Origin of the sequence: Sphingomonas sp. 2R-10, assembly GCF_030062225.1 — a bacterium.
In the GTDB taxonomy this organism is placed as follows: domain Bacteria; phylum Pseudomonadota; class Alphaproteobacteria; order Sphingomonadales; family Sphingomonadaceae; genus Sphingomonas.
Window position 1 is genome coordinate 1 of the sequence record NZ_JASCXF010000008.1, and the last position, 25,336, is coordinate 25,336.

The window sequence follows — 25,336 nt, forward strand, 5'->3', positions numbered from 1 at the left end:
CGATGCCGACGCCTCGCCAAGGACTGGGAGGCTTCCATCGCCTCGTCAGAAGCATGGCTCATCATCGCATCCATCAGGCGAATGACCCGCCGTATCGCAAAGCTCGAATTATGAGTCGGGCTCTTAGCGATGTCGCCCATGCGAGTGAGGTGCCATTGCCGATTCACCTCGACACTGAACCCAGGCGTGAAGAAATCGAACGCGGTGGAGACTTCCAGACCGGTGTTCATATCATACGCCTTGCCGCGTGGTGGCGTGGCCGTTGCGGCGCCGGGATCGGCAAGTAACGCATGAACCCCGTTCTTCGACGTATCGTTCAGACTGCCAAACATCATAATGACCTCCCTTGGTTAACATTTTTTTGAAAATACAGACCGAAGAAAAGTTTTCGTTATCGGATTTCACGCCGTGCACTCTTGGCGTATGCCAAGTATTATGGCCATCAGGTTACCCTGAGTAACGCGATGTTATGAGGGATTAAAAAAGCTAATATCCGGTGGCACTGAGCCGCTAACACCAGGCGCGCAGTGCAAACACGTGCTGGCGCTGCATCGCATCTTCATGGAATATTGCCTCACCCCATTTCCGGAGACGGTTCACAGTTCGACGATGGTCGTCTTGCCGCAGCCGTCCGATCCGGTGTCCGCGAACACACATAGCCGCCCGCGAACTTCCTTCACCGCAAAGACGAAGCCGCGACGACAAACCCTTAAAATTTTTTAATCCGCGCGGAACCGGCGCGTGAAGGCGATCCGGAAGGTGATCGGACGCAGTGGTGTCGGTTGTTCGCGGGCTGTCGTCAGCGACGGCTCGGCAACGAAACGCAGGGCTTGCGCATCCGTGAGATTGTCGATCGACAGCGATAGGGTCGAGGCCCGCTGCGTGACGTCCAGGTTCAACCCCGTGCGTACATATCCGGGCTGTGTCGCGAATTCCAGCGGCCCCAGCGCCGATGGCGACCAGGATTCGTAGCGTCCCCAAACCGTCAGGCCCGCCGTGATCGATCCTGTTGTCGGGGCCCGGATTGTCGCCGATACACGCGCGGTCGTCGCCGCGACGTTGGGCAGGCGGCTCAACAAGCGATACTGTACCCACCACGGAAACGGGCGCGGGGGGCCGCGCGGGCCGCTGGGTCGCGGCAACCCGCTGAAGGGCGGGGGAAGATCGAGCCGCACGTGATTGTACAGGACCGATCCGTTCAAGGTCAGCGCGCCGATCGGTCGCCATATCGCCGCCGCCGCCAGCGATATGATCTTGGCGTCGCCAAGCTCGTTGGCGAAGAACGTTGCCGACGGCGTGCGGTCGCTTTGGATGTCCGACCAGTCCGAACGGATCACCCCGATCGAACCGCTCAATCTGCGGCGCGCCATTCGCACGCCGAGTTCGGTCGACCGCAGCCGGTCTCCCTGCCCGGCGCCCGGCAGATGCAGCCGCGACGACGCGGAGAGCGGACGGAACCCCTCCTGATAGCGCGCGAACGCGGTCAGCCCGGGTGCCAGATCCTGCACCACGGAAAAGGACGGGATCAGCCGCACGTCCCGCCGCCGGACGCCCGGTTCCGGCGTGATAAACCCGGGCTCGACGTACGGATGCGACGCGGACGAGATGACGCTGAACCGCAATCCCCCACCCAGCAGGGTGCCGGGTGCGACACGCACCGCTCCTTCACCGTACAGCCCCATATCAAGTGTCGTCGTGCGGAGTTGTTCGCGTATCATCGCGACGGGCAGGTCGTCGCGTTGTGCGAAGCGGGCAACGACGCGCGCCGCAGCGACCCCGGCGACCCAGCCCGCACCGTCGTCCGCAGTCCGGCCGATCCGCGTTTCGTGCACGAACATGCGCTCCGTCCTGAGCCCGCTGAGCGGCGCTGCGCCGACCAGGCCTTCCTCTAGGCGCTCGGTGAGACACTGGTCGGTGACGCCGGTCGAGGATCGCACATCGGCATCCCCGATGCGCCCGGCGATTACGACATGCGCCGCGCCATAGCGGGACCGATACGGCTCTTGCGCGGTCGACCCGACACCCGTCGGGGTATTCTCCACCGCCACAGTATGACTGTCGTCGCCGTGGATCCGCTGGGCGATGGCGGTCAGGTCCGCTGACCATCCTTCGCCGATGCGCGTCATCGCCGACAGGCGGCCGCCGAGCGTCGTGGCGCCGTTCGCATTCGACCCGACCCCGGGCCGGTCGATGAAGCCGCCCTCCCGCTGCGCGTAGCCGACGGCGCGGATCGCCGAGCGTTGGCCGAGCGGCAGATTCAGGACGCCGTTGAGGTCCGCGCCGGCACCGCCCCCCGCGGTGACGATCGGGCCGCCTCCGACCGATCCCTCCCATCGTCCCGCGACGGCGCGGTTAGGCTCGATCCGGACGATCCCGCCCAGCGCGCCGGAGCCGTACAGGGTGCCCTGTGGCCCCTGCAGCACCTCCACTGTCGCGACGTCGAACAGCCGTAACCCCGGGTCGGGCGCGCTGTAGCCAACGCGAAGGTCCCCTAGATACAGTCCGGCGACGGCCTGGGTGGAACTGGAGAAGCCCGAATCGGCTATCCCGCGGATGAACATCCTGTCCCGCCCCGCGCCGCGATAGGTCGACGCTAGCGAGGTAGAGGCGACCACCAAAGCCTCGCTGCCGGGGAACAGGCTCGGCTGAATATCGGTGATACGATCGACCTGCACCGCGAAGGTCCGCATCGTGGCGTTGCGCTTGCTACCGACGACGACGATGTCGTCGGCCACGGGCGGCGCGGCGGGGGTCGGCCGTGGCCGACGAGGACGCGGCGGGGACAGCCGCCAGATCGTTCGGCCGATCCGCTCGTCGCGGACGCCGGCACTGCGCGCGATGCGGCTGATCGCTTCGTCGATCGTCATCCGCCCGCGTACCGGGCCGACCCGCCGATCCCACGCAGCTTCATCGTCCGAGATGACGTTCACCCCCGCGCGGCGGGATAGCGCGCGGGCGACCTCACCCAGCTTTCCGGAGGGGATATTCAGATCGTGCACCTGCGCTTGCGCGCGCTGCGCAGCGACTATGGCGAGCGACGTTGCGGCTAGCACGCCGGCCCACCAAGCGGTCACCGCCGGACCATCTGCCAATGGTCGCCGCTCCGCACTACCCGGACGCGCAGCAGGGCGGCGACGTCCTGCGGACGGCCGCGCAGACTCGCCGGCGCGATGACACCGGTGAAGCGGGCCGATGCAAGCGGCTGCTCCACGCGATAATCGACGCCCAGCGCGATCGAGAGGTCGCTGGCCACGCGCCCGAGCGGCGCAGCGCGATAATCGATCGAGGCGAGCGCCCAGTTGCCGATCTGCGCTGCCGGCGTCGGGGTCACCGGCGACACAAGCGTGCCGACCATCTCGACCTTGTTCCCCGGCAGCAGTCGGGGTCCGCCCTGCGCCGGGTTCACCAACACCACGCCCTCGGCGACGGAAACCTGTACACGATCACCCTGCAAGGCCACCTCGAAGCGCGTGCCGGCATCGACGAGCCGGTGTCCGTTGGCCCGGACAGAGAAGGGGTGCGGCGCATCGTGTACGATGGAGAACACCGCGCGCCCGCTCTCGACGACCGCGGATCGAGGCGTCTCCAGCCGGACGCGGGACGCACCGGCCAGCGTTATGCTGCTCCCGTCACTCAGACGGATTTCGCGGCGCTCGCCGGGTGCAGAGGCGATCACGATCGGGTCCGGGGCCGTGCGGGCGTCGATCTCCGACATCCCCCGCATCGACGATATCCAGGCGATGCCAGCCACCGTGGCGGCAAGCGCGGCCCCCCCCGCGACCATTCGGACCGGTCGCAGACCTTGGGTGAAACGGAATGGTCGGACCCGGCGGTTCGTGACGGCCCGGTTCCGCATCGACGCTTGCGGGGAGGGCGCCGTCGCCATGCCGACCGTGGCGAGCCGGGTCGCCTCGCCCACCGCGGCGTACGCTTCGCGATGACGCTCGTCCTGCGCGATCCAGGCAGCGAATCTATCCCAGTCTTCGAACTCTGCAGAAGACGTCTTTACGAACCAATCGGCCGCAGTATCCAGTATTTCGTCATCGATCGGATGCACGTCCCTACGATCCCGACCGTTCAAATTCGGCTCTCATTCGGACCAGCAACTTGATGGCCTTGCGCAAATCGTTTTCTACCGTTCCGAGACTGACTCCAAGTTCTTCTGCGACCTGTCGCTGGGTTTTACCGTCAATGCGATGCAGCCGGAAAACCTCTGCAACGCGCTTTCCTGCTCTTTGCAAACGGACCTCAGCGTGCCGGATATACTCCCTCATGATAAGAGCCTCCTCGGTGCCGATATCCGCGATCTGGTCGTTCACGAGGCTAGTTCGCGCAAATTCGCGATCAAGAACGGAAAATGCCCTGCGCCGCCGCTCATGATCTATGATCATCGTTTGCGCCATACGAAACAGGTAGCCCAGAGGTGACTGAACGCCTTCTGACAACTGCCTGTCCCGCAACAGCCGGATCCATATGTCTTGCAGAATGTCTTCCGCAATTACCTTATCGAGACGAGCTCCGATGAACGCCAACAGGGCCCCACGATTCTCGATCAGCGCAGCTTCCAGCGCGCCGCAAATCGGTTGGCTCACTGCCATTTCGCGTTCAATATCCGTCAGTTATGGTAGACACACTACATGTCAGACTTGAGCATAGGAACACGATCGCTTGCTTTAAGGCCGCTTAGCTCGACCTTTCGAAGCGTGAATTTTGTATCTGTTATTTCGCGGCAGTCAATCGCTTCGCAGTCCAGAGAATGGCCAATCTGGGTTCGGTTAGGATCGAAGGCGAAATGAGAGCCCGACCGAAAACTTGAGCTGCCCCCTTCTGGACTTGCCCCGAAAAAGTGGAGAGTTCCCCTGAGGTGAAAGGCGAACTCGATGACGAAGCAGCGACGGTTCACGAAGGAATTTGAGAACGAAGCGGTACGACTGGTGACGACCAGCGGTCGCACGCAACGGGAGATAGCGGAGGATCTGGACGTCGGGTTATCGACGCTGGTGCGCTGGATCAGCCGCAGCCGTGATCGTCTGGCGGAGATACCCGATAAAGCGCCGCAGGCAGATATGGCTGCCGAGTTGAAACGCCTTCGGCGGGAGAACGAAATCCTCCGGCAGGAGCGTGACATATTGAAGCGGGCGACCGCTTTTTTCGCCCGGGAGGGAAATCGATGAGCTTCCAGCTCATTGATCGGGCGAAACAGGATTTCCCGGTCCACCGTCTTTGCCGCGTGCTCGGCGTCAGCCAGAGCGGCTATTTCGCTTGGAAGGACCGACCCGCCAGCCGGCGCCAGCGTGATGACATGGTGATGCTGGCGCATGTCCGCTCGGCATTCGCGCTGTCGAACGGCACCTATGACCGTCCGCGCATGACGCGCGAATTGCAGGATGACGGCTTCGCCATCGGGCACCGACGCACGGCGCGGCTGATGCGCGAGAACGGCCTGCGCGGCCGGCAGAAGCGGCGGTTCAGGCGAACCACCGACAGCGAGCACGCCTGGCCGGTCGCGCCGAACATCATCGACCAGGATTTCACCGCGGCTGCACCCAACCAGAAGTGGGGCGTGGACATCTCGTACGTCTGGACACGAAGGATGGCTCTATCTGGCCGTGGTCATCGACTTCTTCTCTCGCCGCGTCGTTGGCTGGGCCGTGGGTGACCGCCTCCACCGCGACCTGGCGCTCGCGGCCCTGCGTAAGGCCCTCTTCATGCGGCGTCCGCCCGAAGGGCTCATCCATCATTCGGACCGCGGCCCAATATTGTTCCGTGGAGTACCAAGCAGAGCTGCGCCGTCACGGCATCCGCATCTCCATGTCGGGAAAGGGAAATTGCTAGGACAATGCCATGGTCGAGACGTTCTTCAAGACCATCAAATCCGAACTCGTCTGGCGAACGGTCTTCTACACACCTGCCGAGGCCGCAACGGCCATTGCCCGCTATATCGACGGCTTCTACAATCCCGTCCGGCGCCACTCCGCGCTTGATTACACCAGCCCAGCGCAGTTCGAACGAACCGTGTCACGCTGAGCAAATGCCTTTCCACTTAAGCGGGGCAAGTCCAATCGTCACTGGACTCAGTATAGTGGAAGATATGCGACCTGATCGTGGTTCGCAGAGGACACCGCATTCGCCCCCGCTGCGGTGATCAACGCCAGCGTTTCGGGACGCGGGGATACGAACAGCCAATCCGGTGATGGCGTGTCTTTGCTCGGATCATGCGCTTCCTGCACGGCGTCGCGAAGACTATGGAGCAACGAGTCGGACGGGATGCTCCAGACCGCGAACCCTTCGTTTTCCAACGCGGCGATCTTCATACCGAGTGCAGTCGCCAATGCCCGACGCATACCGACCTCGGCCAGTCCGGCTGCACGGGCAGCAACGATCGCCGTGTCGGTCACGACGTCCAGGAGGCGTCCGTCTGCCGAGAGATACCCAGGTTGGCGATCATCCCATGCTTCGGGCGGGCATAATTTGCGGTCGCTTTTCAATGCCAGGCCCGGGATGATCTCCGCAGGATAGATCCGGCAGGTGTTGGGCCGTGCGCCGTAGATACCGCACCGCATGTCCGGCAAGAGGTTAGGACACGCGCCGTCGAATTGCGCGGTCAGGATGACCTGTACGCGGATCGCCAATCCGCCGCTTCGTGCCGGAAAACTTCGTGCACTCCTGTACGCGACGACCGGGCTGAGGTCGTCCAGATCCGCCGCCGCATGGCAGAGGACCTGGACCTCACCGCCGCGATGCAACCACTGTATCGCCTCCGCGACGCTGAGCGTCAGGCGCAAATCGTGGCAGCAACGACCGCAGGACGTACAGGAGAAATTGATCCCGGTCATCGTTCGGCTGGCCTGCGGCCTGTTGGCCGACCTGAAAGGAAGCATGGGTCGGCCAACACGCAATCAGTGCGCAGCGTCGAAGTCGGTCGAGCTCGACAGCTGCGCGAACTTCGCGGCCTGCTGCCGGCGCTCGGCGGTCATCGTCTCGATGATGCCGAGCACGTCCTTGCCGACTGCGAGGATCCGCGGAGGTTCCGCCATGCCTGCGACCTGCACCATGACTTTCCCGAACTTGGCCGGATCACCCGCCTGCGTTCCATTGACGGGCGCCCAGGCGTCACGAGCGGGAATCAAATGCGAATAGTCGTCGATACTCGGCGCAGTATAGCGCACGGACGCCTCGCTCAGCAGGTCGGTCCGGAACATGCCCGGTTCGACGAGCACGGTCCTGATGCCGAATTGCTCGACCTCCTGTGCCAGCGCGAGGGTCAGCCCCTCGACGGCGAACTTGGTCGCGCCGTACGCGGTGCTCTGCGCGAAACCCTGGATACCGCCGCCCGAGCTGATGTTCAGGATCGTCCCGCACCGCTGGCGCCGCATGACCGGCAGAACCGCGCGCAGCACGTGCATCACGCCGAAAACGTTGACGCGGTACTGCCACTCGATGTCGGCCCAGTCGAGTTCCTCGAAATTCCCGAACACACCGCCGCCGGCATTGTTGAGCAGCACGTCGACCGCACCGAATTCGGCGATGCCCCGGTCGACGGAGGCTAGAACCTCAGCGGGGTTCGTCACGTCGAGCGCGGTGACGAGGAGGGTGTCGCCGGCGTACTCGCGAAGGGCATCGTTGATTTTCGCGACGTTTCGACCTGCTGCGATAACCCGGTCGCCATTCTGGAGGGCCGCGCGAGCGGTGCCGGCGCCCAAACCGCTACCGGCTCCCGTGATAAACCAGACCTTGCTCATGATGACCTCGCATTTTGATAGGCCGACGGTATCGGCGACTCTTCACCCAGCGGGACGAAGCGCGCCGATCGTCGTGACACCTGCTTTCCAGGAAAGGGCTAGCCTAGACAATCGGCGGGCCCTTCATCGACGGGATGAAATCCGCTCACATACCAATCAACGGCTAGCCCAAGCGAGGATGGCGACCGCATCCTCGCTTCTGACCGACGATCCGCCGCAGCGACATCTGGTCGGGGGTAAAGTCAGCCGCTGAGACCGACGGTCTGGCCCCCATCGACGACCAGCGCATGGCCGACCATGAAGGCCGCGGCGTCCGAGCACATGTAGAGGACGGCAGCGGCGATCTCCTCGGGCTTGCCTAAGCGGCCGATCGGCTCTTGCGCGGCCATCTTCTTCTGGCCTTCCTCGGTACCGCCCGACACCCGGTCCATGATCATCGGCGTTTCGATGATGCCGGGGCAGATGACGTTCACGCGGATATTGTCGCCGATATATTCGAGCGCGGCCGACTTGCTGAGGCCGATCACGCCATGCTTGACCGCGACGTACCCGGCCTGCCCCGCGATACCGACGACGCCGGCGCCCGACGAGGTGTTGACGATCACGCCGCCGCCGCGCTTCTGCATCAGCGGGATCTGATACTTCATGCACAGGAACACACCGCGCAGATCGATCGCGGTCATGCGGTCGAAAGCCTCCTCGCTGAGGTCCGCCAGCGGGATCTGTTGCTGCTCAATGCCCGCATTATTGAAGGCGATGTCGATCCCGCCAAAGGCCTCGACGGTCTTGTCAAGCGCGGCTCGGACGTCCTCCTTCTTCGAGACGTCGCAGGTGATGCCGATGGCGCTGCCCCCCGCCGCTTCGATCGCCGCGACGACCCCGGCAACGCCGTCACTGTTCAGATCGACGACGGCAACATGGGCACCGGCCCGGGCGAAGGCGATGGCGGTGGTGCATCCGATGCCGTTGGCGGCGCCGGTGATGAAGGCGATCTTGCCTGCGTAGCTCTGGCTCTGGTCGGTCATGATGTTTTCCTTGACGCTGAGGCGGCTTGGTCGCCGCGGACATGGTCAAGAACGCAGCCGATCGGTGCCGCTTCCATGAAATCCCTTCACCGATCCAATGTAGGAGCCTCATTGGGCCGGCAGGCCAGCGCTGTCGTTTTGTGCAAATAGATCAGAGGTCAGCGCCAGGATTCCCGCACATGAAGCCGCATATCATCTGTCACATGGCCAGCAGCATCGATGGCAGGATCCTGCCCGAACGCTGGACGCCACGCGGCGCGCATTCGCACGAGATGTACGAGGAACTGCATGACCGGCTTGGCGGCGGATCGTGGATCGTCGGGCGTGTCACCGGCCAGGAATTTGCCAAGCGAGAAGTATACCCCGAGCGTCCTGAAGCAAAGTTTCCCCGGAGGGCGTGGCTGCCCAGGACCGATGCGGAGGCGTATGGCATCGTTCTGGATGCCCAAGGCAAGATTGCCTGGGGACGCAGCGACGTCGGCGACGATCCGATCGTCGTCGTCCTGACCAAGGCCGTATCCGACGCGCATCTCGCGGGATTAAGGGAGGACGGCGTTGGCTACATCTTTGCTGGCGAGACCCATCTGGACCCGCACGAGGTTCTAGCAGTTCTAAGTACCGAACTCGGTATCGACCGCTTGCTGATAGAGGGCGGCGGTCACCTCAACGGCGGCTTCCTTCGTGCCGGCCTCATCGACGAGATCAGCCTGATGCTCGTTCCCGCGATCGACGGCGCATCGGGCGCTCCTGCCGTTTTCGATGGCTCCGGGGCGTCGGCGCCGGCCCGGTTGTCGATCGATACCCTGGCTTTGATCAGTCACGAAGTCATGGACGGCGGGATCGTCTGGCTTCGGTATCGGGTCACGCCAGCCCTGACGACTTAGGGTTTTGCGGGCGCGTGCATGAGCTGCGCTCACCGAGGCGTTAACGTCTGGCTGAATTGTCCGCTTGATCGACCTCCCCTAAATTACTGGTCTTCGCAGCCTACCGTTCGTCCCCGAACCGGCACGGCGCGAGCGCCCGGCTCCGTCGCGATCCCCCTCGATGACGGGTCCGGGCGCATATGACACACTCAGGAGAGCCATCATGGCAAGTCCCATCGCGGCGGTTGCGAAAACCGATGCCGCGCGCATCAACGAACGGCCCGCCCGCTGGGGCGCGGTGTACGCAATGGCGCTGTGCAGTTTCGTGCTCGTCGCGTCCGAGTTCATGCCCGTCAGCCTGCTCAGCCCGATCGCTCAGACGCTGAACCTCAGCGAGGGAAAGGCCGGACAGGCGATCGCCGTATCCGGATTGTTCGCGGTCATCACCAGCCTGTCGCTGTCTGCCGTTCTGGGCAGGACGGACCGCCGGATCGTGCTGCTCGTCCTGACCAGCATGCTGGTGCTGTCCGGCGCCATCGTCGCCTTCGCGCCGACCTACCTGGTGTTCATGGCCGGGCGTGCGCTGTTGGGTGTGGCAATTGGCGGGTTCTGGTCCATGTCCGCCGCCGTCGCGATGCGACTGGTGCCGAGCCAGTCGGTCCCGAAGGCGCTCGCGGTCATCAGTGGCGGCAACGCGCTCGCCACCGTGCTTGCGGCACCGCTGGGCAGCTTCGTCGGGAGCCTGATCGGGTGGCGCGGAGCATTTTTCTGTGTGGTCCCCGTCGCGGTCGCCGCGGTGATCTGGCAGGCTGTCACGCTGCCGAGCCTGCGTGTAGCCAAACCGCAGAGCGCCCGCGGCATGTTCGCGCTGCTCCGTCGTCCGCCCGTGGTGCTAGGCCTGCTGACCGTCGCCATGCTGTTCGTCGGTCAGTTTTCGCTGTTCACCTATCTTCGCCCGTTCCTCGAGCAGGTGACGCTCGTCTCGCCAAGGATGCTGTCGATCATGCTGCTGATCCTCGGCGTATCCGGGTTCATCGGTACAGTCCTCATCGGCCGCGTGCTGAACGCGGGGCTGTTCCTCACGCTCGCCGCGTTGCCCGCTTTCATGGCGGCCACGGCGGTGGCGCTGACGGTCGTTGGGACGTCGGTCGTCGCGGTCGGGATCCTTCTTGCGGCCTGGGGTTTTGCGGGCACGTCCGCTCCGGTGGCATGGTGGACCTGGCTGGCGCGGACCGTGCCCGACGAGGCCGAAGCCGGTGGCGGGCTTATGGTGGCGATCGTTCAGCTCGCCATTACAGTCGGCGCGACGATGGGAGGCATCGTCTTCGATTCGGCCGGACCGCGCGCCGAGTTTCTCGCCAGCGCCGGCCTCCTGGCAGTGGCCGCAGTGGCCGCCCTGGCGATGGGCCGCGCACACCGCGGCGCGGCTGGGCATGCCCAGGCCGTGGCTGCATGAGGCAGGCGTTGACGATCCTGCGCTTCCTGCGCGACTGTGCCGAGCGCGGGGAGCCGGCGGCGCTGGTGACGCTGACCGACGTCACCGGCAGCGCGGCGCGCGCGCCGGGCGAGCACATGGCGGTCGCCGAAAGCGGACGGTCGATCGGATCGTTTTCCGGCGGATGCGTCGAAGCCGCGGTGATCGCCGAGGCGCAGGAGGTCCTTACCGATGGACGTGCGCGCCACGTGCGCTACGGTGACGGCTCACGCTATATCGACATTCGGCTGCCCTGCGGCGGGGGCATCGACCTGTTGTTCACGCCAGTGCCGGATCGACGGCAAATTGATTGCGCCATTGCCGTTCTGGAAAGGCGCGACCCGCTCACGCTCCAACTCACCGTGGACGGCGGTCTGGTTGCTGCCCGTTCGGACAAAGACGATCGCACACACAGGCGCGATACTGCCGTCATCGTTCGGCACGATCCGGTCCTGCGACTGCTCGTGATGGGACATGGTGCGGAACCCGCGGCGATGCGCGACATTGCCCGTGCCTACGGCGCCGACGTCATGCTTTTGAGCCCACAAGTTTCCCTGGTCGAGGAAGCACGAGAGAAGGGTATGTCTGCAGAACGTCTCCGCTTCGTCGGCCGCGTGGACGGTTTGATGGTCGACTCATGGACGGCCGTCGTGACGCTGTTCCACGATCACGACTGGGAAACGCCGCTGCTGCTCCAGGTTCTGGAGCAGCGCCCGTTCTTCGTCGGGGCGATGGGCAGCATGCGCACGCATCTCGAACGCCAGCGGCGCCTCCTGGAAGCGGGCGCAAGTCCGAGTGATATTGCAAGGGTCATCGGCCCCGTAGGCCTGATTAAGGCGACACGCGATCCCCAGACTTTGGCACTCTCGATCATGGCGCAGGTAGTTCAGGCCTTCGAGGCTGCGACGGCATCGAACGAGCGTCGTGAAGCATCGTTCGCAATGAGTCATTCTCACGGTTCCATTGAATATCATGCACGCTCCGAACACGGTTCCGATGCGTTACAGTCCTCGACAATCTTTGATGTAGATCAGACCCTTACCGCGGACGCGCGGTTCGACAGGAAGGAAGACCAAGCCCATGCCCAGCGTATCTGAAGTGGAATTTTCGCGGCGCGGGCTGCTCGCGGGCAGCGCGGCGACCGCCGTGATCGTCGCATCTCCGGCCGGTGCCGCCGCCACGCCGCCGCCCAAGGCGGAGGCCGCGCCAACGATGCCGGTACGGTTCAAGGTCAATGGCGAGAAGCGCGAGCTCAGCCTCGATCCGCGCACGACCCTGCTCGACGCGCTGCGCGAACACCTGCATCTGACGGGGACCAAGAAGGGCTGCGATCATGGTCAGTGCGGCGCCTGCACCGTGATGGTCGACGGGGTCCGCATCAATTCCTGCCTGAGCCTCGCGGTGATGCACGAAGGCGACGAGATCACGACGATCGAGGGCCTCGGCACGCCGGACAAGCTGCACCCGATGCAGGCGGCCTTCATCAAGCATGACGGCTATCAGTGCGGCTATTGCACGCCGGGGCAGATCTGCTCGGCCGTCGCGGTCCTCGACGAGATCAAGCGCGGTGTTCCCAGTCATGCGCAGGACGACCTGATGACCAAGCCGACCGCGACGAACGTCGAGATGCGCGAGCGCATGAGCGGCAACATCTGCCGCTGCGGTGCCTATTCCAACATCGCAGAGGCCATGGCCGAAGTCGCGGGAGCAAAAGCATGAGAGCTTTCACCTATGAGCGCGCGAAGGATGCGAGTGCCGCCGCGCGCGCGGTCGCGGGCAACCCGGCCGCCAAGTTCATCGCCGGCGGGACCAACCTGCTCGACCTGATGAAGATCGAGGTCGAGACGCCGACGCATCTCGTCGACGTGCAGGATCTTGGTTTCGACAAGATCGAGCCAACGCGTGACGGCGGGCTTCGCATCGGCGCGCTGGTGACGAACACCAACCTCGCCGCCGACGAGCGGATCCGCCGAGACTATGGCGTGCTGACCCGTGCGATCGTCGCAGGCGCGTCCGGCCAGTTGCGTAACAAGGCGTCGACTGCGGGCAACCTGCTCCAGCGCACGCGGTGCCCGTATTTCTACGACACCAACATGGCGTGCAATAAGCGCAAGCCGGGTTCCGGCTGCGCCGCGATCGGCGGCTATTCGCGCCAGTTGGGCGTCATCGGCGTCAGCGACAGCTGCATCGCGACGTTCCCCGGCGACATGGCCGTGGCGATGCGCGTGCTCGACGCGGTGGTCGAAACGGTCGACGCGACCGGTCAGCGCCGGTCGATCCCGATCGCCGACTTTCACCGGCTATGGGGTGACATGCCCCAGCAGGACACCGTGCTGAAGCAGGGCGAGCTGATCACCGCGGTGACGTTGCCGAAGCCGCTCGGTGGCAAGCATTTCTACGAGAAGGTGCGCGATCGTGCGTCCTATGCCTATGCGCTGGTGTCGGTGGCCGCGGTGATCCAGCCGGACGGTACCGGGCGCGTCGCGTTCGGCGGCGTGGCCCCCCGTCCGTGGCGTGTCGAGGCGGCGGATGCGCTGCTGCCACGCGGTGCCGCCGCGGTGACCGCACGCGCGTTCCAGGGCGCGACGCCGACCAAGGACAACGCGTTCAAGCTCCCGCTTGCCACCCGCGCCCTGGCCTCGGTCATCGCCGAAGCGAAGGCATAAACCCATGAAGTTCGAAACACCCGCCGTCTCCAACCCGATCGACCGGATGAAGGTCGTCGGGCGCGCGCATACCCGGATCGACGGCCCGCTCAAGACGACCGGGCTGGCGCCCTATGCGTATGAGCATCACCGCGAGGTTGAGAACGCCGCTTATGGTTACGCCGTTGGCGCCGCCGTCGCCAAGGGCCGCATCAACGCGATCGACACGGTCGCGGCGAAGGCTGCACCCGGCGTAATCGCGATCGTCACCGCCGCGGACGTGGGCAAGCTCGGCAAGGGCAAGTTCAACACCGTCAAGCTGCTCGCCGGGCCGGACGTCGATCATTATCACCAGGCCGTCGCCATCGTCGTCGCCGAGACGTTCGAGCAGGCGCGCGCCGCGGCGGGCTTGGTCCGCGTCGATTATGCGCGCGGCAAGGGCCGGTTCGATCTGGATGCGGCGTTGAAGACGGCCCCGCTGACCGACGCTGACAAGCCCGGCAAGGGCGAAGACCGGGTCGGCACGTTCGAAACCGCCTTCGCATCGGCGCCGGTCAAGCTCGACGCCGAGTATACCACGCCGGATCACAGCCACGCGATGATGGAGCCGTTTGCTTCGATCGCCGCGTGGGATGGCGATGCGCTGACGGTGTGGACGTCGAACCAGATGATCGACTGGGGACGCACCGATCTCGCCACCACGCTGAACATGCCGAAGGAGAAGGTCACCTTTCTTTCGCCCTATGTCGGCGGCGGCTTTGGCGGGAAACTGTTCCTGCGCAGCGATGCGGTATTGGCGGCGCTCGGTGCAAAGGCAGCAGGGCGTCCGGTCAAGCTGGCGATGAGCCGGCCGTTCATGGCCAACAACACGACGCATCGGCCGGCGACGCGCCAGCGCATCCGCATCGGCGCGGCCAAGGACGGCACGATCACCGCGATCGCACACGAGAGCGGCTCGGGCGACCAGCCGAACGGCAGCCCGGAAGCCGCGGTGCTGCAGACGAACCTGCTCTATGCCGGCGCGAACCGCCTGACGTCGATGCGGCTCGCGGTGCTCGATCTTCCGGAGGGCAACGCGATGCGCGCACCGGGTGAAGCGCCGGGCCTGATGGCGCTCGAGATCGCAATGGACGAGATGGCGGAAAAGCTCCGCATGGATCCGATCGCCTTCCGCGTGAAGAACGACACGCAGGTCGATCCGAAGGACCCCAAGCGGCGTTTCTCGCAGCGTGAGCTGGTGCGTTGCCTGACCGAGGGCGCGCAGCAGTTCGGCTGGTCGCGTCGCAACGCGCAGCCCGGCCAGGTCCGCGACGGGCGCTGGCTGGTCGGGATGGGCGTGGCATCCGCGTTCCGCAACCACATGAACATGACGTCGGGTGCCCGCGTCCGGCTCGGCAAGGACGGCATCGTCACCGTCGAGACCGACATGACCGACATCGGCACCGGCAGCTACACGATCATCGCGCAGACCGCGGCGGAGATGATGGGCGTTCCGATCGAAGCCGTCATGGTGAAGCTCGGCAACTCGGCATTCCCGGTCTCGGCCGGGTCGGGCGGCCAGTTCGGCGCCGCCAACGTGACGGCGGGCGTCTATGCGGCGTGCGTCAAGCTGCGCGAGGCGGTCGCCCAGCGCCTCGGCTATACTTCGGCCGATGCGGTGTTCGACGGCGGCAAGGTCACTAGCGGCAATCGCTCGGCCGACCTTCGCCGAGCCGCCTCCGCAGGCGAGTTGGTTGCCGAGGACAAGATCGAATATGGCGATCTCGACAAGAGCTGGCAGCTGTCCACCTTTGGCGCGCACTTCGTCGAGGTCGGCGTCGATAGCTATACTGGCGCGACCCGCTTGCGCCGCATGCTGGCGGTCTGCGCATCCGGGCGGATCATCAATCCGACATCGGCGCGCAGCCAGGTGATCGGCGCGATGACGATGGGTGTCGGCAGCGCGTTGATGGAGGAACTGGCGGTCGACAAGCGCTTCGGCTTCTTCGTCAACCATGACCTGGCCAGTTACGAGGTGCCGGTCCACGCCGACATTCCGCATCAGGACGTGATCTTCCTCGAGGAGGCCGACGACAAGGCCAATCCGATGAAGGCCAAGGGCATCGGCGAGCTTGGCCTGTGCGGCGTCGGCGCGGCGGTCGCGAACGCGATGTACAACGCGACGGGCGTCCGCCTTCGCGATTATCCACTGACCCTCGACAAGCATTTCGATCGGTTGCCGGCGGTGGCGTGAGCCACGCCGCACCGGTCGCGTGTGATCCAGGGCGAATGGGAGACAAGATGATGATACCCGAAAAGACCGCCCTGTTGCTGATCGAGTACCAGAACGACTTCGTGAGCGAAGGCGGCGTACAGCATGATGCGGTGAAGGCGGTGATGGCCGACACCGACATGCTGGCGCATAGCCGGACGGTTGTGGAACAGGCGCGCGCGCAGGGCGTGACCGTGATGCACGCGCCGATCACCTTTGCGGAGGGCTATCCGGAAATGCCGTCCGACCCTTATGGTATCCTGGCCGGTATCAAGCAGGCGAACGCATTCCGGAAAGACAGCTGGGGCGCGGCGATCGCCGATGCGATGGCACCGGCCGAGGGCGACATCGTGGTCGAGGGTAAGCGCGGCCTCGACTGCTTCGCGAGCACCAATATCGATTTCGTCCTGCGTCAGCGCGGCATTACCGATCTGGCGATCGCCGGTTTCCTCACCAATTGCTGCGTCGAATCGACGATGCGCTCGGCCTATGAGCGCGGTTTCCGCGTGGTTACGCTGACCGATTGCACCGCGACGCTAAGCCCTGAGGAACAGGACGCCGCGGTCTCGAAGACCTTCCCCATGTTTTCGATCCCGATGACGCACGACCGCTTCCTGGCCGCTCTGGAGACCGCTGCATGAAGTTCGACACGCCCGCAGGCACGACGCCGATCGACCAGTTGAAGGTCGTCGGGCGCGCCCATCCTCGCGTCGAAGGTCCGCTGAAAACTACCGGCACCGCGCTCTATGCGGCCGAACATCACGACGTCGCGCCCGATGTGGCCCATGGTTACATCCTCGGCGCGGCGATCGGCAAGGGCCTGATCGAGCGCATCGACACGGCAGCTGCCCGCGCCGCACCCGGCGTCAGCGCGATCGTCACGCACGAGAATTCGGGCCCGATCGGCAAGGGCGAATTCTACGTCCAGCGCGTCCTAGCGGGGCCGATGGTCGATCATTATCACCAGGCGGTCGCGGTTGTCGTCGCCGATACCTTCGAGCAGGCGCGCGCTGCGGCGGGGTTGATCCGCGTGTCCTATGCTCGAGGGAACGGGCGCTTCGATCTGGCGGCGGAGAAACCATCGTCCCCGATCGCGTCGAAGGAAGCGTTTGGCGGTCCTACCGAGGTATCGGTCGGGGCGTTCGCGACCGCGTTCGCCCGCGCGCCGGTCAAGGTCGACGAAACCTACACCGTTCCCGATCAGGCGCATGCGATGATGGAGCCCCACGCATCCATCGCGCGGTGGGATGGCGACAAGCTGACCTGCTGGACGTCTATTCAAGCGATGAACTGGGGCTGTCGCGATTTGGGCCTGATCATCGGTACGCCAAAGGAAAACATACGTCTGCATTCCGCCTTTATCGGCGGCGGCTTTGGCGGCAAGGGCACGACGCAGAGCGATCTCGCGCTTGCTGCGCTCGCTGCCCGCGTATCGGGGCGTGCGGTCAAGGTGGTTTTGCAACGCCCGCTGATGTTCAATAACACGATCCATCGTCCGAAGACGATCCAGCGGGTCCGGCTGGGTGCTGGGAAGAACGGCAAGCTGGTCGCGATCGGTCACGACAGCTGGTCGGGTAACCTGGCGGGTGGCCGTACCGAGCCCACCACCCTGCCCACGCGGCTGATGTACGCTGGCGAGAGCCGACTACTGCGTCGCTATCTCGCCCCCCTCGATCTCGCGGAGGGCAACGCTATGCGTGCGCCCGGCGAGGCGCCGGGGATGATGGCACTCGAGGTCGCGATGGACGAATTGGCCGACAAGCTCGGCATGGATCCGGTCGCGCTGCGGATCGCCAACGATACGCAGGTCGATCCCGAAAAGCCCGAGCGGCGTTTTTCGACCCGGCCGTTCGTGCAGTGCCTGCAGGAGGGCGCCGAGCGGTTCGGTTGGAATGCGCGGGTCGCGAAACCCGGCAGCCGGCGCGAGGGGAAGTGGCTGATCGGCATGGGCATGGCCAGCGCGATCCGCGGCGCGCCGATCATGAAGGCGGGCGCGCGCGTGCGGCTGGGCAAGGACGGTCGCGTCACGGTCGAGACCGACATGACCGACATCGGCCAGGGCAGCTACACGATCGTCGCACAGACCGCTGCCGAAATGATGGGCGTTTCCCTAGACCGAGTGACCGCGAAGCTCGGGGACTCGACCTTCCCCGAGACACCCGGCTCGGGCGGTCAGGCGGGCGCGGCGTCGACCACGGCCGGCGTTTACGCAGCCTGCGCCACGCTGCGCGACCTGGTGGCGCAGCGGGTGGGCTTCAACACGACCGACGTGACGTTCGCGGACGGCCGCGTCAGTTCGGCAGGCCGTTCGGTCGCGCTCGCCGATGCAGCGAAGGACGGCGAGATCGTTGCCGAGGACGCGATGGAATATGGTGATCTGAGCAAGCAATATGCTCAGCAGACCGTCGGCGCTCACTTCGCCGAGGTCGCTGTCGACGCCTATACCGGCGCGGTCCGTGTCCGCCGCATGCTCGCGGTTTGCGCAGCCGGGCGAATCCTCAATCCTACTACCGCGCGCAGCCAGGTGATCGGCGGCATGACGATGGGTATCGGTGCCGCGCTGATGGAAGAGATGGCGGTCGACACCCGCTTCGGGTTCTTCGTCAATCACGATCTCGCGGGTTACGAAGTGCCGGTTCACGCCGATGTGCCGCATCTCGAAGCGCACTTCATCAACGAGGTCGACGCGACCATGTCGCCGCTGAAGGCAAAGGGCGTCGGCGAACTGGGCCTTACAGGCGTAGCGCCAGCGATCGCTAACGCGGTGTACAACGCGACCGGCGTGCGAGTGCGAGACTATCCGGTGACGCTCGAGAAGCATCTCGCCGGACTGCCAGAGATCGCATGACGCCTGTGCTCTGCCACGGCGTTTTGGCTGTGGCGGCTGCGGTGACGGGCGCGCCGCCCGGCAGCGTGGTGCCGATCCCGCCCAGCGAGCGCGTTCTTCTCGCGATCGTGGCGGATCGCCCGGTGCCGGTTCAAGGCGTAAGGAAAGACCTGGAAGGGCCGGTCTTCCTGCCCGGCGGCGACCTTCTGTTTTCCGATGTCCAAGGAAGGCGCGTTATGCGGCTGGACGTTCGCGGTCGTATCGCGGAGGCATTCCGGTTGGAGAGGCTCAAGCCCGGTGGGATGGCACTTGGCCCTGATAGCCGGCTCTACATCGCCGCCGCCAATACGACGGGTGGGGGCGCCGTGATCTCTGTGTTGCTCGATGGTACGCAACGACGCACGATCGTGCCGGAAAGAGCCGGGTTCGCGCCGAACGACGTTACCTTCGATGCGAAGGGCGGCTTCTATTTTAGCGACGCGCGCGGATCGATCGGCAAGGCCACCGGCGGCGTCTGGTATGTCGGCCCGGACGGTGCGCCACCCAAGCCGGTGATACGCAATCTGGCCATCGCAAACGGCATCGCGCTCAGCCCGGACGGCAAGCAGTTGTGGGTCGGCGAGTTTGCGCTGGGTCGCCTGTACCGGATCACCCTTAAGGACGCTACGACGCCGGCCCCCTTTGGCGCGACGACAGCCTATCATTTCACCGGCCCGGCGCCGGATTCGATGCGTATCGATGGCATGGGCCAGCTTTACGTGGCGATGTACGGTCAGGGTCGCATCCTGGTCTTCTCGCCCTCGGGGATTCCGATCGGGCAGATCCTGCTGCCGGATCGCGATGCCGGGCGGAACCTGAACCTGACGAGCATGGCGATCCGCCCCGGCACGCGCGACATGGCGATCGTAACGAGCGACGGCGAACAGGGCGGCAACGCAACCGTCTTCCGTGCCCGCACGATCGAGCGCTGAGCCTTCTCAGCGCGCGGTGCGAGCACCCGGCCGGAACCCGCTGGCCGACGAGGCGTAGGCGACTACGAAGCCGGCGCTCAGCAGGACCAGCATCGTCGGGAAGAACGCCTGAATGCCCACGCTGCGATAGATCAGCGCACCGATCGCGCCGCCGCACGCGATGCTCACGTTCCAGACCGTGGTCAGCATCGCCCCGACGATATCGACGCCCTCGCCCGCCGCATCGGAAGCAGCCGTCTGTACCGAGGTCGCAGCGCCACCGAATGTCAGCCCCCAGAAGATGACACCGACCAGGATCACGCCCTCGGTGTGCGGGAGGAAGCCGAGCACCGCCGTCGCGCCAGCGAACACCGCGAGGCTGGCCAAGACGTGTAGGCGCAAATGGCCGTCCACCGCGGCGCCGGCGATCCAGATCCCCGCCAGTGCCGCGCAGCCGAACACCAGCAGCAGCAGGCTGACCCGGTCACCGTCGCCCGCCCATTCCGCATAGGGCGCGACATAGGTGTAGAGGATGTAGTGCGCGGTCACCCATGCAAATGCGGTGGCAAGGATCATCGCGACGCCCGGCATCCGCAGCACGGTGAGGTTGGAAAGCTTGCGCTCACGCGGTTGCCCGGCGCTGTCAGGCATTTTCCACGCGACTGCGCCGGCGAGGCACAGCGCCTGCGCGGCCAGCACGAGGAAGGCGGTTCGCCAGCCGATCACACCGCCCGCGAACGTGCCCAGCGGCACGCCGACCGACAGCGCCAGCGGCGTGCCGATCATCGCCAGCGCGAGCGCCCGCCCCTTCAACCGATCGATGACGAGCCGGCGGGCATAGCCCCCAAGGATGCCCCAGCCGAGCCCGGCCGCAACGCCTGCCGCGAACCGCGCGACGAGAGTCATCGCATAGCTGTGCGACAAGGCCGTCACGACATCGAACACGAGCAGGCCGACGATCGCCGCGAGTAACAGCGGTTTGCGCGCATAGCTTTGCGTGAAACTGACGAGCGGGATGGCTGCCACCACCGACCCCACGGCGTATACCGTTACCATTTGTCCCGCGAGTGCACGCGAAATGGACAGATCATCGGCGACCTGGGGCAGAAGGCCAGCCGGTAGCGTCTCGGTCACGATCGCGGTGAACCCGGTCAGGGCCAGCAGAACGAGCGCGCCGACGGGGAGCGTATCGCTCTCGGCTTGCGCATGGGGTTCGCTCTGCAAGGAAATACCTTCGTTGCGACCGCCGAGTGATCGACGTGCCAAATCATGGGATCGGACCATATACGAGCCAGCCGGGCGATCGCGGCATGGCGGTTGCTCAACGCCCGGATGAGCCGGATACAAGCTGAACGCCGCTCATCACGTCATCAACGCGCAGCCGCGTTGTCCACGTTCGAAACGGTGATTATTTCGATTGTCGGCACAGATGCCGGGCGAGGACACGATCATGACGCATCATGCGACACAACCGGCGACCGACTGATTATGGCCACCACGAACACGCTGGCCAACGCGCCGCTGGTCGACGGTCATGGCCGAACGATACGGTATCTGCGCGTCTCGGTCACCGATCGCTGCGACCTGCGCTGCCGCTATTGCATGGCGGAACATATGACATTCTTGCCGCGATCGAAGCTCGCGACGCTGGACGAGCTCGCCATCATCACGGAGCGCTTCATTGCACGTGGCGTGCGGAAGGTCCGGCTTTCGGGCGGTGAGCCGCTCGTTCGCCGCGATGTGATCGATCTGGTTCACCGTCTCGGTCGTCATGTGGGCGGTGCGCTCGACGAACTGACGATGACAACCAACGCAACGCGGCTCGACACGCATGCAGCCGGCCTGGCAATAGCCGGCATACGTCGCATCAACATCAGCCTCGATACCCGCGATCCCGATCGCTTCCGCTTCATCACGCGCACCGGCGATCTCCGCCGCGTGATGGCGGGTATCGCCGCGGCTCGCGCTGCAGGTCTGGCGGTCAAGATCAACATGGTCGCGTTGAAGGACTTCAACGAAGACGAGATCGCGCCAATGCTCGCCTGGTGCATCGCGGAGGGCCATGACCTGACGCTGATCGAGACCATGCCGCTGGGCGACGTCGGCGAGGATCGTACCGACCGGTTCCTGCCGCTGACCGGCGTGCAAGCGCAGTTGAACGCGCACTTCCGGCTTGAACGCGATTTGGTCAGCACCGGCGGTCCCGCGCGCTACTGGCGGGTCGACGACAGCACGACACGGATCGGCTTCATCTCGCCGTTGACGGCAAATTTCTGCGACGGCTGCAACCGGGTGCGGCTGACGACCGAGGGCAAGCTGTACACGTGTCTAGGCCAGGACGATTCGCACGATCTCAAGGCGGCGCTGCGCGACGGGGACATCCCCGCGCTCGATGCGGCTATCGCCGATGCGCTGGCCACCAAGCCGCGCCGCCACGACTTCCGGATCGGCGCAGGCGCTGCTCCGGCCACAACGCGCCACATGAGCGTGACGGGAGGATGACGATGCCCACTATTGCGGCCGGACGGCCTCTTATTTGTCTGCTGGCGCTGCTGGCGGCATGTGGCCAACCCGCCGCGAACGCGACGGCGACCAACACGGTGAACTCCAGCAAAACCAGCGCGAGCGAGGTACGAAAAATGACGACGATCGAGATCGATGCCGGGCCCCATAAATGGACCGCGCAGATTTCGGACACCCCCTCGGCCCGCGATTTCCTCGCGCAACTTCCGCTCGACCTGACGCTGACCGATTACGCGGCAACGGAAAAGGTCGCTACCCTGCCCCGCCCGCTGACCCGTGACGGCGCCCCCGCCGCAGTGACCCCTCGTGCCGGGGAGATCGGGTTTTATGCGCCTTGGGGTAACATCGTGCTGTATTACAAGGACGGTCCGCACTCGCCGGGACTCGTGATCCTCGGTCGGATCGACGATCCTTATGCCGACCTTGCCAAGCCCGGTGCCGTGAAGGTCACGATTCGACGGTACAACGCCGCGCCCGCGGTACGCCGCCCATCCGAGTGATGAACGTTCCTCACGCTTTCGTTGCACACAGGTAATGCATATCAGTGTAAATCAAGACGTTGAGGCCTTGCGTCTGCGATAGACGGGGGGAGTTTCAGCACGATGGCGACGACGGAGCGCAACCAGGGCCTGATCGCCCGATATATACGATACGGGGTGACGGCGGCCTTTGGCATCGTCGGGCTGGCCCTGCTCATCGGCGGCATCATCCTCGCCGCCGATCATGGCTCGTTCTATTACCCGATCGCCGGACTGGCGTTGCTGGCAACCGGGTGGCTGGCATTCCGACGCGACCGTCACGCGCGGATCGTCTACGGCGTGCTCATCGCCGGGACGTTAGCCTGGAGCCTTTGGGAAGTCGGCATCGATGGCTGGCAGCTCGTGCCCCGATTGCTTGCGCCGCTGGCTCTTGGACTGCTTCTGTTCCTGCCGCCCGTTCGCGGATTGCCGGAAGGTCACCGCAGCGCGCGTCGCACCCTGTCTATCGCCGGGGCAGGTTTTGCGCTCGCGACCGTCGCGGGTCTCGCGCTGCATGCGATGGGACCGGATGATCCCCAGCCGGGATGGCTGCGCCGTGGCCTCCAGCCTTCCCCGCCCGGACTGCTCGCCAGCCCGCTCGCGAGCATCGGTCGCGGCGAATGGACCGCGTTCGGCAATGACCAGGGCGGTACCCGCTTCAGCCCGCTGGCCCAGATCAACGCGGCCAACGTGCGCGATCTGAAGGTCGCCTGGACCGTCGATGCGGGGCCGGTCGGTCCGGGCCCTAAGAACGGCCTGGAAACCGTACCCATCATGATCGGCGACACGCTGTACGCGTGCAGCGGCAATAACCGTATCCTCGCCTACGACGCGGAGGATGGCCGCGCGCGCTGGGTCCACGACATGGCGCCCGGCATCCCGTCAGCCGGCAAGCCGTGCCGCGGCGTATCCTATTACCGCGTGCCTGGCGCGACCGGGCTGTGCGCCGAGCGGATCTATGGCGCGAGCCAAGTGCCGACGCTCGTCGCGCTGGATGCGCGCACCGGCGGCACCTGCCCAGGGTTTGGCACAGCCGGGGCGATCGACCTCAACGCCAACATCAGCCGTTATCCCAAAGGGCAGTATTACGTCAGTTCCGCGCCGCAGATCATTCGCGGCAAGGTCGTCGTCGGCGGTGGCATTCCAGACAACCAGTTCTGGCACGGACCATCGGGCGTGATCCGTGCGTACGACGCGGTCACCGGCCAATTGGCCTGGGCGTTCGATCCCGGGCATCCGAACCGCATCGGCGCTCCGCCCGCTGGCCAGACCTACACGCCGTCGTCGCCCAACAGCTGGGCACCGATCAGCGCGGACGAGACGCTCGGTCTTGTCTACCTGCCGATGGGCGGATCGACGCCCGACAATTACGGTGGTCAGCGTCGGCCGTTCGACGATACACTGGGCGATGCCGTCGTGGCGCTGGACGCGGAAACCGGGCGACTGCGCTGGCGTTTCCAAACGACGCATCACGACATCTGGGACTATGATGTTCCCGCGCAGCCAACGCTGGTGAACCTGCCGATCGCAGGCGGCGCAAGGCCGGCGCTTATCCAGCCGACCAAGCGGGGCGAGGTGTTCGTGCTCGACCGTCGAACCGGGCGGCCGATCCTGCCGGTCGTGGAACGCCCGATGCCACAGGACAGCGTCACACCGGGCGACCGGCTGTCCGCGACGCAACCCTTCTCGCCCGGCCTTCCCGCCTTCCGCGGCGGTGCGTTTCGCGAAAAGGACATGTGGGGCACGACGCCGATCGACCAGATGCTCTGCCGGATCCAGTTCCGCCGCTCGCGCTATGCCGGTCACATGACGCCGTCCGCGCTCGACAGGCCGACGCTGTTCGATCCGGGATCGTCGGGCGGCATCAACTGGGGCGGCGTTTCGATCGACGTCGATCACGGGATCATGGTGGTGACATGGATGCGGACCGCCGATCGGGTCGAGGTCGTGACCCGCGCCGAAGCCGAACGCCGCAAGTTCAAGCTCAACGACGGCAAGACCCCCGGCGGCGATGCGCAGCGGCCGATGCTGAACACGCCCTATGGGGCCTATGGTACGCCGTTCCTTTCGCCGCTCGGCATACCGTGCACGACGCCGCCCTGGGGGTTCATCGGCGCGGTGAACCTGACGAGCGGCAAGCTGATCTGGTCGAAGCCGCTCGGCTCGGCGCGCGATACCGGACCGCTCGGCATCCCCTCGATGCTACCGATCACGATCGGAACGCCGCTCACCGGCGGATCGGTCACGACCCGTGGCGGGCTGGTCTTCGTCGGCGCGGCCGCCGAGAACACGCTGCGCGCACTCGATGTGCGGACCGGTCGCGAGCTGTGGCAGGCCCGCCTGCCCGGCGGGGCCAATGCGTCGCCGATGACGTACACGAGCCCGAAAAGCGGTCGTCAGTTCGTGGTGATCGCCGCCGGCGGCAACCAGTCGCTCAAGACGAAGCTTGCGAACAAGATCGTCGCCTTTGCGCTCCCGCCGCGCTGATCTTCCCACTTCGCTTGCGAGGTGACGCTAC

19 protein-coding genes and 2 pseudogenes are annotated in these 25,336 nt (G+C 65.3%); 14 read left to right on the forward strand and 7 right to left on the reverse strand.

Annotation, left to right across the window (positions count from 1 at the left end; translation table 11 throughout):
• Window positions 1–114, forward strand: a pseudogene (locus QLH51_RS05265) (IS5/IS1182 family transposase); the annotation flags it as partial.
• A gap of 605 nt (window positions 115–719) precedes the next feature.
• On the opposite strand, the gene QLH51_RS05270 reads toward QLH51_RS05265, so the two are convergent.
• The 3 genes from QLH51_RS05270 to QLH51_RS05280 all read right to left on the reverse strand — a co-directional run bounded on the left by QLH51_RS05270 (window position 720) and on the right by QLH51_RS05280 (window position 4,598).
• Window positions 720–2,735 (reverse strand): TonB-dependent receptor domain-containing protein, encoded by a 2,016-nt coding sequence (locus QLH51_RS05270; RefSeq protein ID WP_283514403.1) that lies wholly within the window; start codon window positions 2,733–2,735, stop codon window positions 720–722.
• Between the two features lie 335 nt (window positions 2,736–3,070).
• Window positions 3,071–4,057, reverse strand: a complete 987-nt coding sequence (locus QLH51_RS05275) for a FecR family protein (protein WP_164516118.1) — start codon at window positions 4,055–4,057, stop codon at window positions 3,071–3,073.
• 4 nt (window positions 4,058–4,061) lie between these two features.
• Window positions 4,062–4,598 (reverse strand): RNA polymerase sigma factor, encoded by a 537-nt coding sequence (locus QLH51_RS05280; RefSeq protein ID WP_125656803.1) that lies wholly within the window; start codon window positions 4,596–4,598, stop codon window positions 4,062–4,064.
• A 282-nt stretch (window positions 4,599–4,880) separates the two neighbouring features.
• On the opposite strand from QLH51_RS05280, the pseudogene QLH51_RS05285 reads away from it, so the two are divergent.
• Window positions 4,881–6,027: pseudogene (locus QLH51_RS05285) on the forward strand (IS3 family transposase).
• Between the two features lie 47 nt (window positions 6,028–6,074).
• Here the strand turns inward: QLH51_RS05285 and QLH51_RS05290 are convergent.
• From QLH51_RS05290 to QLH51_RS05300, 3 genes are all read right to left on the reverse strand, one after another.
• A complete protein-coding gene (locus tag QLH51_RS05290; protein ID WP_164516117.1) occupies window positions 6,075–6,836 on the reverse strand; it encodes a YkgJ family cysteine cluster protein in 762 nt (253 codons plus the stop codon).
• Between the two features lie 63 nt (window positions 6,837–6,899).
• A complete protein-coding gene (locus QLH51_RS05295; protein WP_125656797.1) occupies window positions 6,900–7,742 on the reverse strand; it encodes an SDR family NAD(P)-dependent oxidoreductase in 843 nt (280 codons plus the stop codon).
• A gap of 242 nt (window positions 7,743–7,984) precedes the next feature.
• On the reverse strand, window positions 7,985–8,767 hold the full coding sequence (locus QLH51_RS05300; RefSeq protein WP_206428959.1) for a glucose 1-dehydrogenase: 783 nt from the start codon (window positions 8,765–8,767) through the stop codon (window positions 7,985–7,987).
• A gap of 179 nt (window positions 8,768–8,946) precedes the next feature.
• On the opposite strand from QLH51_RS05300, the gene QLH51_RS05305 reads away from it, so the two are divergent.
• The 9 genes from QLH51_RS05305 (at window position 8,947) to QLH51_RS05345 (ending at window position 19,798) form a co-directional block, all read left to right on the forward strand.
• A complete protein-coding gene (locus QLH51_RS05305) occupies window positions 8,947–9,651 on the forward strand; it encodes a dihydrofolate reductase family protein (RefSeq protein WP_125656792.1) in 705 nt (234 codons plus the stop codon).
• A gap of 202 nt (window positions 9,652–9,853) precedes the next feature.
• The gene (locus QLH51_RS05310; RefSeq protein ID WP_125656790.1) at window positions 9,854–11,086 is read left to right on the forward strand and encodes an MFS transporter; all 1,233 of its coding nucleotides are present in this window, start codon (window positions 9,854–9,856) and stop codon (window positions 11,084–11,086) included.
• Between the two features lie 8 nt (window positions 11,087–11,094).
• Window positions 11,095–12,201 carry an XdhC family protein gene (locus QLH51_RS05315; RefSeq protein ID WP_164516116.1) on the forward strand — a complete coding sequence of 369 codons (1,107 nt, stop codon included), beginning with the start codon at window positions 11,095–11,097 and terminating at the stop codon, window positions 12,199–12,201.
• Entirely contained in the window at window positions 12,185–12,823 is a 639-nt protein-coding gene (gene paoA, locus QLH51_RS05320; RefSeq protein WP_125656786.1) for an aldehyde dehydrogenase iron-sulfur subunit PaoA, read from the forward strand. Before QLH51_RS05315 ends, paoA begins: the two co-directional genes overlap by 17 nt.
• The gene (locus QLH51_RS05325; RefSeq protein WP_125656784.1) at window positions 12,820–13,770 is read left to right on the forward strand and encodes an FAD binding domain-containing protein; all 951 of its coding nucleotides are present in this window, start codon (window positions 12,820–12,822) and stop codon (window positions 13,768–13,770) included. The genes paoA and QLH51_RS05325 overlap by 4 nt, the downstream gene beginning before the upstream one ends.
• A 4-nt stretch (window positions 13,771–13,774) precedes the next feature.
• On the forward strand, window positions 13,775–15,982 hold the full coding sequence (paoC, locus tag QLH51_RS05330) for an aldehyde oxidoreductase molybdenum-binding subunit PaoC (protein ID WP_125656782.1): 2,208 nt from the start codon (window positions 13,775–13,777) through the stop codon (window positions 15,980–15,982).
• Between the two features lie 50 nt (window positions 15,983–16,032).
• Window positions 16,033–16,641: a cysteine hydrolase gene (locus QLH51_RS05335; protein WP_125656841.1), complete on the forward strand. Its 609-nt coding sequence runs from the start codon at window positions 16,033–16,035 to the stop codon at window positions 16,639–16,641.
• Window positions 16,638–18,848 (forward strand): aldehyde oxidoreductase molybdenum-binding subunit PaoC, encoded by a 2,211-nt coding sequence (gene paoC / locus QLH51_RS05340; protein WP_125656780.1) that lies wholly within the window; start codon window positions 16,638–16,640, stop codon window positions 18,846–18,848. Before QLH51_RS05335 ends, paoC (QLH51_RS05340) begins: the two co-directional genes overlap by 4 nt.
• Entirely contained in the window at window positions 18,845–19,798 is a 954-nt protein-coding gene (locus tag QLH51_RS05345; RefSeq protein ID WP_125656779.1) for an SMP-30/gluconolactonase/LRE family protein, read from the forward strand. The genes paoC (QLH51_RS05340) and QLH51_RS05345 overlap by 4 nt, the downstream gene beginning before the upstream one ends.
• 6 nt (window positions 19,799–19,804) lie before the next feature.
• Here QLH51_RS05345 and QLH51_RS05350 read toward each other — a convergent pair whose 3' ends face one another.
• A complete protein-coding gene (locus tag QLH51_RS05350) occupies window positions 19,805–21,001 on the reverse strand; it encodes an MFS transporter (protein WP_241217908.1) in 1,197 nt (398 codons plus the stop codon).
• Window positions 21,002–21,265: 264 nt separating this feature from the next.
• On the opposite strand from QLH51_RS05350, the gene moaA reads away from it, so the two are divergent.
• The 3 genes from moaA (at window position 21,266) to QLH51_RS05365 (ending at window position 25,305) form a co-directional block, all read left to right on the forward strand.
• Window positions 21,266–22,279 (forward strand): GTP 3',8-cyclase MoaA, encoded by a 1,014-nt coding sequence (gene moaA, locus QLH51_RS05355; protein ID WP_125656838.1) that lies wholly within the window; start codon window positions 21,266–21,268, stop codon window positions 22,277–22,279.
• Window positions 22,280–22,281: 2 nt separating this feature from the next.
• Entirely contained in the window at window positions 22,282–22,800 is a 519-nt protein-coding gene (locus QLH51_RS05360; RefSeq protein WP_206428957.1) for a cyclophilin-like fold protein, read from the forward strand.
• Window positions 22,801–22,902: 102 nt separating this feature from the next.
• Entirely contained in the window at window positions 22,903–25,305 is a 2,403-nt protein-coding gene (locus tag QLH51_RS05365; protein WP_125656777.1) for a membrane-bound PQQ-dependent dehydrogenase, glucose/quinate/shikimate family, read from the forward strand.
• The last annotated feature ends 31 nt before the right edge of the window (window positions 25,306–25,336 follow it).

What these genes read in the sequence shown, in the direction of transcription:
- QLH51_RS05280 (WP_125656803.1), bottom strand. Translation starts at nt 4,598, where the DNA reads ATGGCAGTGAGCCAACCGATTTGCGGCGCGCTGGAAGCTGCGCTGATC.
- QLH51_RS05290 (WP_164516117.1), bottom strand. Translation starts at nt 6,836, where the DNA reads ATGACCGGGATCAATTTCTCCTGTACGTCCTGCGGTCGTTGCTGCCAC.
- QLH51_RS05295 (WP_125656797.1), bottom strand. Translation starts at nt 7,742, where the DNA reads ATGAGCAAGGTCTGGTTTATCACGGGAGCCGGTAGCGGTTTGGGCGCC.
- QLH51_RS05300 (WP_206428959.1), bottom strand. Translation starts at nt 8,767, where the DNA reads ATGACCGACCAGAGCCAGAGCTACGCAGGCAAGATCGCCTTCATCACC.
- QLH51_RS05305 (WP_125656792.1), top strand. Translation starts at nt 8,947, where the DNA reads ATGAAGCCGCATATCATCTGTCACATGGCCAGCAGCATCGATGGCAGG.
- QLH51_RS05310 (WP_125656790.1), top strand. Translation starts at nt 9,854, where the DNA reads ATGGCAAGTCCCATCGCGGCGGTTGCGAAAACCGATGCCGCGCGCATC.
- paoA (WP_125656786.1), top strand. Translation starts at nt 12,185, where the DNA reads ATGCCCAGCGTATCTGAAGTGGAATTTTCGCGGCGCGGGCTGCTCGCG.
- QLH51_RS05325 (WP_125656784.1), top strand. Translation starts at nt 12,820, where the DNA reads ATGAGAGCTTTCACCTATGAGCGCGCGAAGGATGCGAGTGCCGCCGCG.
- paoC (WP_125656782.1), top strand. Translation starts at nt 13,775, where the DNA reads ATGAAGTTCGAAACACCCGCCGTCTCCAACCCGATCGACCGGATGAAG.
- QLH51_RS05335 (WP_125656841.1), top strand. Translation starts at nt 16,033, where the DNA reads ATGATACCCGAAAAGACCGCCCTGTTGCTGATCGAGTACCAGAACGAC.
- paoC (WP_125656780.1), top strand. Translation starts at nt 16,638, where the DNA reads ATGAAGTTCGACACGCCCGCAGGCACGACGCCGATCGACCAGTTGAAG.
- QLH51_RS05345 (WP_125656779.1), top strand. Translation starts at nt 18,845, where the DNA reads ATGACGCCTGTGCTCTGCCACGGCGTTTTGGCTGTGGCGGCTGCGGTG.
- moaA (WP_125656838.1), top strand. Translation starts at nt 21,266, where the DNA reads ATGGCCACCACGAACACGCTGGCCAACGCGCCGCTGGTCGACGGTCAT.
- QLH51_RS05360 (WP_206428957.1), top strand. Translation starts at nt 22,282, where the DNA reads ATGCCCACTATTGCGGCCGGACGGCCTCTTATTTGTCTGCTGGCGCTG.
- QLH51_RS05365 (WP_125656777.1), top strand. Translation starts at nt 22,903, where the DNA reads ATGGCGACGACGGAGCGCAACCAGGGCCTGATCGCCCGATATATACGA.